Annotated in this window: 9 protein-coding genes and 1 pseudogene; 8 read left to right on the top strand and 2 right to left on the bottom strand. The window is 61.7% G+C overall.

The window, feature by feature from the left end; translation table 11 throughout:
• Positions 1 to 335 precede the first annotated feature (335 nt).
• Both HX818_RS30105 and HX818_RS30100 read right to left on the bottom strand, forming a co-directional pair.
• Complete coding sequence (locus HX818_RS30105; protein WP_003212508.1) at positions 336 to 1,640, bottom strand: ATP-binding protein; 1,305 nt, start codon at positions 1,638 to 1,640, stop codon at positions 336 to 338.
• Positions 1,637 to 2,377 (bottom strand): response regulator, encoded by a 741-nt coding sequence (locus HX818_RS30100; RefSeq protein WP_003212510.1) that lies wholly within the window; start codon positions 2,375 to 2,377, stop codon positions 1,637 to 1,639. The genes HX818_RS30105 and HX818_RS30100 overlap by 4 nt, the downstream gene beginning before the upstream one ends.
• A gap of 216 nt (positions 2,378 to 2,593) precedes the next feature.
• Here HX818_RS30100 and HX818_RS30095 point away from each other — a divergent pair, with 216 nt between their 5' ends.
• From HX818_RS30095 to HX818_RS30060, 8 genes and pseudogenes are all read left to right on the top strand, one after another.
• Positions 2,594 to 2,836: a DUF2790 domain-containing protein gene (locus tag HX818_RS30095; protein WP_003212513.1), complete on the top strand. Its 243-nt coding sequence runs from the start codon at positions 2,594 to 2,596 to the stop codon at positions 2,834 to 2,836.
• Positions 2,837 to 2,847: 11 nt separating this feature from the next.
• Entirely contained in the window at positions 2,848 to 3,027 is a 180-nt protein-coding gene (locus HX818_RS30090; protein ID WP_003212515.1) for a hypothetical protein, read from the top strand.
• 77 nt (positions 3,028 to 3,104) lie between these two features.
• Positions 3,105 to 3,623: pseudogene (locus HX818_RS30085) on the top strand (thioredoxin family protein); the annotation flags it as partial.
• An 86-nt stretch (positions 3,624 to 3,709) separates the two neighbouring features.
• Complete coding sequence (locus HX818_RS30080; RefSeq protein ID WP_008430201.1) at positions 3,710 to 4,747, top strand: isopenicillin N synthase family oxygenase; 1,038 nt, start codon at positions 3,710 to 3,712, stop codon at positions 4,745 to 4,747.
• Between the two features lie 14 nt (positions 4,748 to 4,761).
• Complete coding sequence (locus HX818_RS30075) at positions 4,762 to 5,556, top strand: MetQ/NlpA family ABC transporter substrate-binding protein (protein ID WP_003212522.1); 795 nt, start codon at positions 4,762 to 4,764, stop codon at positions 5,554 to 5,556.
• On the top strand, positions 5,553 to 6,299 hold the full coding sequence (locus HX818_RS30070) for a methionine ABC transporter ATP-binding protein (RefSeq protein ID WP_177021289.1): 747 nt from the start codon (positions 5,553 to 5,555) through the stop codon (positions 6,297 to 6,299). Before HX818_RS30075 ends, HX818_RS30070 begins: the two co-directional genes overlap by 4 nt.
• On the top strand, positions 6,296 to 6,961 hold the full coding sequence (locus HX818_RS30065) for a methionine ABC transporter permease (RefSeq protein WP_003212526.1): 666 nt from the start codon (positions 6,296 to 6,298) through the stop codon (positions 6,959 to 6,961). The genes HX818_RS30070 and HX818_RS30065 overlap by 4 nt, the downstream gene beginning before the upstream one ends.
• A 99-nt stretch (positions 6,962 to 7,060) precedes the next feature.
• Entirely contained in the window at positions 7,061 to 8,140 is a 1,080-nt protein-coding gene (locus tag HX818_RS30060; RefSeq protein ID WP_003212528.1) for a sigma-54-dependent Fis family transcriptional regulator, read from the top strand.
• Positions 8,141 to 8,170 lie beyond the last annotated feature (30 nt).

Raw genomic sequence — 8,170 nt, 5'->3', positions numbered from 1 at the left:
AAATCAAAAACCAGAGCGAAAGCAGAGCTGCTTTTCTGTAGGAGCTGGCTTGCCGGCGATGCAGACACCTCGGTACATCAGACACACCGAGGCGATGCCATCGCCGGCAAGCCAGCTCCTACAGTGCACCGTGCCCGCTTTAGCTTTTGATTTCGCTTCTAAACACTCAAGCCGGAGTTAGGGCACTCCTCGCCTAGGCGAGGAGCCGAGTGGTGGGGCAAGAGCGTTTTGCTTACTTTTGACTGGGCCGGCATTCCGGCTGTTCAAAAGTGAGCCGCTGTAAGAGCGGAACCGATACAAGCCATCACCCAAATAATGGATATACACACCGCCCGTCACAGCTCCAGCCGAACCTGCGCACACAACCCCCCGCCGTCCCGGTTGCTCAGGGTCAACTCCCCGCCAATCGCCACCGCCAGTTGCTGCGCAATCGCCAACCCCAACCCAGTACCCCCAGTGCCGCGATTACGCGAACTCTCGACCCGGTAAAACGGCTGCATCACCTGCACCAGTTCATCCTCTGCAATCCCCGGCCCCCGGTCCAGCACCTTGATCGAAAGCTCACCCGCCGCCGTCGACCCCACCTCCAACTGCGCCTCCCCGGCAAATTTCAGCGCGTTGTCCACCAGGTTCACCAACACCCGACGCAACGCATGGGGCCGCGTATCCAAAACCACCGCGCTTTTACCGGTCAAACTCACTTGCTTGTTCATATCCTGGTAATCAAACACCAGGCTGTCGAGAAACGCATCCAGGTCGATCCGGCAACTGGCCTCGGTGGACCCATGCACACTGCGGGCATACGCCACACCCTCGCGCACCAGATGCTCCATTTCCCCCAGGTCACTCCAGAGCTTTTCCCGGTCCACCGAGTCCTCCATGAACTCGGCACGCAATTTCATGCGGGTAATCGGCGTCTGCAAGTCATGGGAGATCGCCGCCAGAATCTGCATGCGCTCCTTGAGGTACTCGGCAATCCGCTTCTGCATTTCGTTGAACGCCGCCGCCGCATGCGCCACCTCGGTGGGGCCGGTTTCGTCCAGCGGCGTCGGGCGGGCATTCGGGTCGAGGGTTTCCACTGCCCGTGCCAGGCGTGTCAGCGGGCGGATGGCGATGCGCACGGCGATCCAGGTGCACACCAGCAACACCACCAGTTGCAGCACCAGTACCACCGGCAGCCAGAACGCAAACGGGATCGGCTTGGGATAGACATCAATCGTGACCGGGCTGCCATCGGCCAGGGTCAGGTGCGCCTGGAAGTGTTTTTGCAGGCCCGGGATGTCGCGAAACGTCAGTGGGTAATGCTCGCCCAACGCATCGGAAATCGACGTCGCGGCCATGGGCACGTTGTCGCTGGCCATCGGCTCGCCGGGTTCGCCGGCATTCAGCAGGTAGCGGTAGGCGTTGCGGTCGAGCCGCGGCAGCCAGCTGGCACGCTCGGCGGCGGGCAGGCGGTCGAGGATCGCGATCGACGTCGATACGTCGTTTTCCAGGTTGCCCAGCATTACGCTGCGGGCACTCATGTAGCGCTCATAGAACTGCGCACTGAACGACAGGGCGTTGGCGCACAGCAGGCTGACGATGAAAATTACCGTCAGTTGCGCCGCGAGGGTGCGCGGCCAGCGGAACGTGAGGGTCATGCCGGGTCCCCAAGGATTTCCACGGCCAGGGAGAACACATAGCCTTCGCTGCGCACGGTCTTGATGTAGGCCGGTTCGCGGGCGTCGTCCAAAAGGCGCTGGCGCAGGCGGCTGACCAGCAGGTCGATGGAGCGGTCGAACAGGTCCGCGTCCCGGCCCTGTGTCAGGTTCAGCAACTGGTCACGGTTGAGCACCCGTTGCGGATGGTCGAGGAAGACGCGCAGCAAACGGTATTCGGCACCGCTCAAGGCCACCAGGGTGTTGTCTTCGTCCAGCAGATGGCGGGCGGTGGTGTCCAGGCGCCAGCGGCCAAAGCGGATCAGCCGGCCGCTTTCGGTCACCACCAGGTTTGGCGGCAGCATCCGTGTGCGCCGCAGCACGGCGTTGATGCGGGCCAGCAGTTCACGGGCGGCGAAGGGCTTGACCAGGTAATCGTCGGCGCCCATTTCCAGGCCGATGATGCGGTCGGTTTCATCGTTGCGCGCGGTGAGCATCAGGATCGGCGTGGCCTTGTGCTTGCCCACCCGCAGTTCGCGGCACAGCTGCAAGCCGTCGTCGCCGGGCATCATGATGTCCAGCACGATCAGGTCCACGGGCGTGGTGTCGAGGAAGCTGCGCATCTGCCGGCCGTCAGCCACCACGGTGGTGCGCAGGCCGTTCTTTTTCAGGTAGTTGCCCACCAGTTCGCGGATCTCCCGATCGTCATCGACAATCAGAATGTGATCGACGTGATCCATGCTGCCTTCCTCGTTGATTAGTCATTGATGCGCAGTCTAGCCACTGGCGGCGGGCTTGCCTTGTGCCCTTTGTATTGCAGTGTATCTGGCGGTGACGAGATACACATCGACGCAAAAATCCGGGCCTGGCCGACACAATCCGGATACCTCGCAAGGTTCAAATGAGCCCATCGAGGTAATCCGCCTCGGCCCACTTGAACCCCCGGGGAACCACCCATGACTATCAAAGCTGCCTATGCCAGTTGCCTGTTTGCCTTACTCACTGGCCTGAGTGTTGCCGCCCATGCCGAAACCACCGCCAGCCAGCCGGATATCCACCAGGTGCTGTCGATCTCCGAAGAGTCCGGTGGCGCGCTGTGCGGCATCGTCAACTCGAAACTGACCTACCTCGATTCCGAGGGCCAGCGCCACGTCCTCGACTACCGCAAATTTTCCAGCAATTGCCTTGAAGGCAGCTGAGGAGACCGGCCATGACCCCACTCAACAGCTTTCTCAGTGCCCTGGCGTTTTCCATGGCGGGTGTGGCGGCGGATGTGAACGCCGCTACCGCGAAAAAACTCACCGGCAGTGAAACCTGCTTCCAGAACACGCCGCTGGCGCAAAACGGCGCGGCTCGCAAACGCGCCGAAACACCCCCGGCCACGAGGTGACACCCATGAACTTCATCCGATACCTGCGCCGCTCAAAAGGCCTGCTGCTGTTGGCACTGGTGGTTGCCTTGGTCGGCGTGCCCAAGGCGGTGAACTACCTGATCAACAACGTCGATGCCGAAAGTTTCAGCCAGTCCGATGAGCGCATGCCGTCCCTCGACGGCGCGGTGGCCTGGCTCAACTCGCCGCCGCTGACGGCCGAGGGCCTGAAGGGCAAGGTGGTGCTGGTGGATTTCTGGACCTACGACTGCGTCAACTGCCAGCGCAGCCTGCCGTACGTCAATCAGTGGGCGAAGAAGTACGCCAGGGACGGGTTGGTGGTGATCGGTGTGCACACGCCGGAAAACGCCTATGAGAAAGTCCTGGATAACGTACGCAGCCAGGTCAAGAAGCTGGACATCCATTACCCGGTGGCCATCGACAACGACTACCGCATCTGGCGCGCCTTCGATAACCAGTACTGGCCGGCCCATTACTTCTTCGATGCCACCGGCAAAGTGCGCTACAGCCATTTCGGCGAGGGCCGCTACGACAATCAGGAGAAAGTCATCCAGGCCCTGCTGGAAGAAGCCAGGGCGGCGAACGCGCCAACCTAAGCTAATGCCAAAAAGGTATTTATTGCGGGGTTTTTAGATCGTTTAGCTTCACCACTCCACGTACCTGTTCATGGAGTGAGCACCCAATGTCGCACCCGCTGGCAATCAACACCTTGCCCCTGCTGGACCTGGCGCTGCTCGACGGCAGCCCGGCCCAGCGTGGGCAGTTTCTCGATGACCTGCGCCACGCTGCGCGGCATATCGGTTTTTTCTACCTCACCGGCCACGGCATCGACGCCGGGTTGCTCACCCAGGTGCAGCAGCAGGCGCGCCAGTTTTTCGCCTTGCCGGAGGCCGACAAGCTTGCTGTCGGCATGATCAACTCCCCACACTTTCGCGGCTACAACCGCGCCGCGTCGGAGATCACCCGGGGGCAGCCGGACCTGCGTGAACAGTTCGACCTCGGCGCCGAGCGCGAGCCGCTGCAACAGGGCCCGGACTCACCGGCCTGGTCGCGCCTCCAAGGCCCCAACCAATGGCCCGCCGCATTGCCTGAACTCAAGCCCTTGTTACTGGCCTGGCAGCAGGCGATGACGCAGATGTCCCTGCGCCTGTTGCGCGCCTTTGCCCAGGCCTTGTCGCTGCCGGAAAACGCTTTCGACCCGCTGTATGGCGCCAAGCCCAACGAACACATCAAGCTGATCCGCTACCCCGGCCGCCACGCCCAGCAGAGTCGCCAGGGTGTCGGTGCCCACAAGGATTCCGGCTTTCTCAGCTTCCTCCTGCAAGACCAGCAGGCCGGCCTGCAAGTGGAAGTGGAGGAGGGCCGCTGGATCGACGCTTCGCCGCGCCCCGACACCCTGGTGGTGAACATCGGCGAGTTGCTGGAACTGGCCACCAACGGCTACCTGCGTGCCACGGTGCACCGGGTCGAATCGCCGCCCCTGGGCAGCGAGCGTTTGTCCCTGGCGTTTTTCCTCGGTGCGCAACTGGACGCGGTGGTGCCGGTGTATCAGTTGCCGCCCGAGTTGCTGCGCGATGCCCACGGCCCCACCAGTGACCCGCGTAACCCGCTGCTGCGGGACGTCGGCTGGAACTACCTCAAGGGCCGCCTGCGTTCCCATCCGGATGTCGCCCAACGGTTTTACGCCGATGCCACGATTCCCCAAGCCCTGTCCGCCTGATAAGGAATATCACCATGCTCAAGAAAACAGCCCTGGCCCTGGCCGTCCTGATTGCCTCCTTCGACGCCCAGGCCGCCGAGGCCCTGCGTGTGGCGGCGGACCCGATTCCCCACGCGCAAATCCTCGAATACGTGCAGAAGCTCGACCCGCAGCTGCAGCTGAAAATCATCGAAATCCCCAACGGCGTGAACTCCAATGAACTGCTGGCCCACGGTGATGTGGACGCCAACTACTTCCAGCACTTGCCGTACCTGCACTCCCAGGAACAGGCTCTCGGCCAGAAATTCACAGTGGCGGCCACCGTGCATATCGAGCCGCTGGGTATCTATTCCCATCGCCACACCAGCTTTGCCCAGGTGCCGGATAAAGGCACCGTGGCCGTGCCCAACAACGTCACCAACCTGAGCCGTGCGCTGTACCTGCTGCAAGCCAACGGCCTGATCACGCTCAAGCCCGGTTTCAACGACCCGGCCAAGGACCAGGCAACGCCCAAGGACATTGCCGAGAACCCCAGGCACCTGAAGATCCTCGAGATCGAATCACCACAGATTCCTCGTGCCCTGGATGATGTCGACCTCGCCGTGATCAATGGCAACTACGCCCTCGAGGCCGGCCTGTCACCGGCCAAGGATGCCCTTGGGCTGGAAAAAGCCCAGGGCAATCCCTACGCGAATATCCTCGTGACCACCCCGAAATTGCAGGACGACCCACGGATCAAACAGCTGGCCAAGGACCTGAATTCGCCGGAGGTGGCCAAGTTCATCACCGAGAAATATGCAGGCTCGGTGATTCCGGTAGCTGTCGAATGATCGTCGTCGAGCGGGTCAGCAAAACCTACGCCGATGGCCAGCCGCTGGCGCTGGATAACGTGTCATTGCAGATTGCCGACGGTTCGATCTTCGGGATCGTGGGGCGGAGCGGGGCGGGCAAGAGTACTTTGCTGCGCTGCCTGAACCTGCTGGAGCGCCCGACTTCCGGGCGCATCCTCATGGACGGCCAGGACCTGACGCTGCTCAGTGACAAGCAATTGCGCCAGCAACGCCAGCGTATCGGCATGATCTTCCAGGGTTTCAACCTGCTGCATTCACGCAACGTCGCCGACAATGTGGCGGTGCCCCTGGAAATCGCCGGCCAGCCCAAGGCCGAGCGCGTTGCCCGGGTCAAGGAATTGCTGGAACTGGTCGGCCTGAGTGACAAGGCGCTGGCGTTTCCGTCGCAACTGTCCGGCGGCCAGAAGCAGCGCGTCGGCATCGCCCGGGCGCTGGCGGCGCGCCCGGATTATTTGCTGTCGGACGAAGCCACCAGCGCCCTCGACCCGGAAACCACCGCGTCGATCCTGGAACTGCTGCGCAGTATCAATCGGCAACTGGGGGTGACCATCGTGTTGATCACCCACGAGCTGGATGTGGTCAAGGCTATCTGCGACAGCGCGGTATCCCTGGCCAATGGGCGTGTGGTGGAAAGCGGCAGCCTGATTCAATTGCAGGCCGACCCCGCCTCAAGCCTGGGCCGCTCACTGGCCCCCAGCCTGCCAGCGGTGAGGGCAGTATGAAAACGGACTGGAACGACATCCTGCAACTGCTGCTCACGGCCACTGGCGAAACCCTGTACATGGTGCTGCTGGCGGCGGTCTTTACCTTGCTGATCGGCCTGCCCCTGGGGGTGCTGCTGTTTGTCAGTCGCCGCGGCGGGCTGTTCCCGCTGCCACGGGTGAACCGTGTACTGGGTGCGGTGATCAACCTGGGCCGCTCATTGCCCTTTGTGGTGATGCTGATTGCCTTGATTCCGCTGACCCGGCTGATCGTCGGCACCACCCTGGGCAGCACCGCCGCCGTGGTGCCGATCACCATTGGCGCCTTTCCGTTCTTTGCGCGGATTGTCGAGAACGCGTTGGACGAAGTGGACAAGGGTCGCATCGAAGCCATTGTCGCCATGGGCGGGGATATTCGGCATGTGATCTTCAAGGTGCTGCTGCCGGAGGCGCTCCCTGCGTTGCTTGCGGGGTTGACCCTGACCCTGGTGATGCTGATCGGCTTTTCGTCCATGGCCGGGGTGATTGGCGGTGGCGGCCTGGGGGACCTGGCGATTCGTTATGGGTACCAGCGTTTCAATAACCAGATCATGGTGGTGACGGTGATTGTGTTGGTGGTGCTGGTCCAGGGCGTGCAAAGCCTGGGGGATCGTTGCGTGAGGTCGCTGGCGCATCGTCGATAAACGGTTATGTACTAATGAATTTTTAATATTTCTAGTTATATGCGTGACTGAGTAAAGTTCCCTTACGTACCTTCACCTCGTCGCCGGGAAATACTCTTCATGAACCGTCCCCACGGGCATCCCACGCCGATCCTGACTTTGCCCCAGGGCGAAAAAGACCCGTTGTCGATTCGCGCCAAGGCGCTGGTTTTTGCCGACCCGCGTTCCCTGCAACTGCTCGAATATTTGCAACGTGTCGGCCCCAGTGAAGCGCCGGTGTTGATCAATGGCGAGACCGGCACCGGCAAGGAGCTGGTGGCGCGCTATATCCACAGCGCCAGCGGCCGCACCGGTGCGTTTGTGCCGGTGAACTGTGGGGCCATCAGCGAGAACCTTGCGGAAAGCGAATTTTTTGGGCATGAGGCCGGCTCGTTTTCCGGGGCCTCGGGGCGGCGGATCGGCTGGTTTGAAGAAGCCGATGGCGGCACCCTGTTCCTCGATGAGATCGGTGACTTGCCGCTGCCGTTGCAGGTGAAGCTGCTGCGGGTATTGCAGGAGCAGGAAGTGGTGCGAGTGGGGTCGCGCAAGCCGATCAAGATCAATATCCGGCTGGTGACGGCCACCAACATCGACCTGGAGCAGGCGGTGGAGGCGGGCAACTTTCGTCTTGACCTGTTCTATCGCATCAACGTGGCGCAGGTGCAGGTGTTGCCGTTGCGTGAGCGGCCGCTGGATATCCTGCCGTTGGTTGAGCATTTTCGGCGGCTCTACAGTGCCAGGTTGAAAATCGCCGAGCCGATGTTGTCGGAGTCGGCGACCCAGGCGTTGCTGGATTATCCGTGGCCGGGGAATATTCGTGAGCTGGAGAATGTGGTGCACCTGGCGCTTTTGGTGGCTGGGGACAGGCCGATCATGCCGTCGCACTTGAAGTTTTCTGCGGGGTTGAGTGCGATGCATGCCAGCGTTAACAGCGGGGCGCCGAGGATTCCGCAGGAGGTGGTGCGGGAGCAGTTGCTGCGGTTGTTCGAGGTGCCGGGGGATTCGTTGTTGCACGATATCGAGGATTTGATCGTGCGGGAGGCGTTTGCGTTTTGTGGGTTTAATCAGTTGCGTACGGCGGAGTTGTTGGGGGTGACGCGCAATGCCATGCGGACGCTTTTGGTGAATCATGGGATGCTCAAGGGGCGGGTGAAACCCTGATTTTTTGGTGTACATATCCGTTATTTGGGT

Origin of the sequence: Pseudomonas sp. F9001 (genome assembly GCF_013385435.1) — a bacterium.
GTDB lineage: Bacteria > Pseudomonadota > Gammaproteobacteria > Pseudomonadales > Pseudomonadaceae > Aquipseudomonas.
This window is presented reverse-complemented; position numbering and strand designations above follow the sequence as displayed.

Bases quoted from the DNA above. Each gene is read 5' to 3' on its own strand.
- HX818_RS30065 (WP_003212526.1), top strand. From the start codon at position 6,296: ATGAAAACGGACTGGAACGACATCCTGCAACTGCTGCTCACGGCCACT.
- HX818_RS30095 (WP_003212513.1), top strand. From the start codon at position 2,594: ATGACTATCAAAGCTGCCTATGCCAGTTGCCTGTTTGCCTTACTCACT.
- HX818_RS30100 (WP_003212510.1), bottom strand. From the start codon at position 2,377: ATGGATCACGTCGATCACATTCTGATTGTCGATGACGATCGGGAGATC.
- HX818_RS30075 (WP_003212522.1), top strand. From the start codon at position 4,762: ATGCTCAAGAAAACAGCCCTGGCCCTGGCCGTCCTGATTGCCTCCTTC.
- HX818_RS30070 (WP_177021289.1), top strand. From the start codon at position 5,553: ATGATCGTCGTCGAGCGGGTCAGCAAAACCTACGCCGATGGCCAGCCG.
- HX818_RS30060 (WP_003212528.1), top strand. From the start codon at position 7,061: ATGAACCGTCCCCACGGGCATCCCACGCCGATCCTGACTTTGCCCCAG.
- HX818_RS30105 (WP_003212508.1), bottom strand. From the start codon at position 1,640: ATGACCCTCACGTTCCGCTGGCCGCGCACCCTCGCGGCGCAACTGACG.
- HX818_RS30090 (WP_003212515.1), top strand. From the start codon at position 2,848: ATGACCCCACTCAACAGCTTTCTCAGTGCCCTGGCGTTTTCCATGGCG.
- HX818_RS30080 (WP_008430201.1), top strand. From the start codon at position 3,710: ATGTCGCACCCGCTGGCAATCAACACCTTGCCCCTGCTGGACCTGGCG.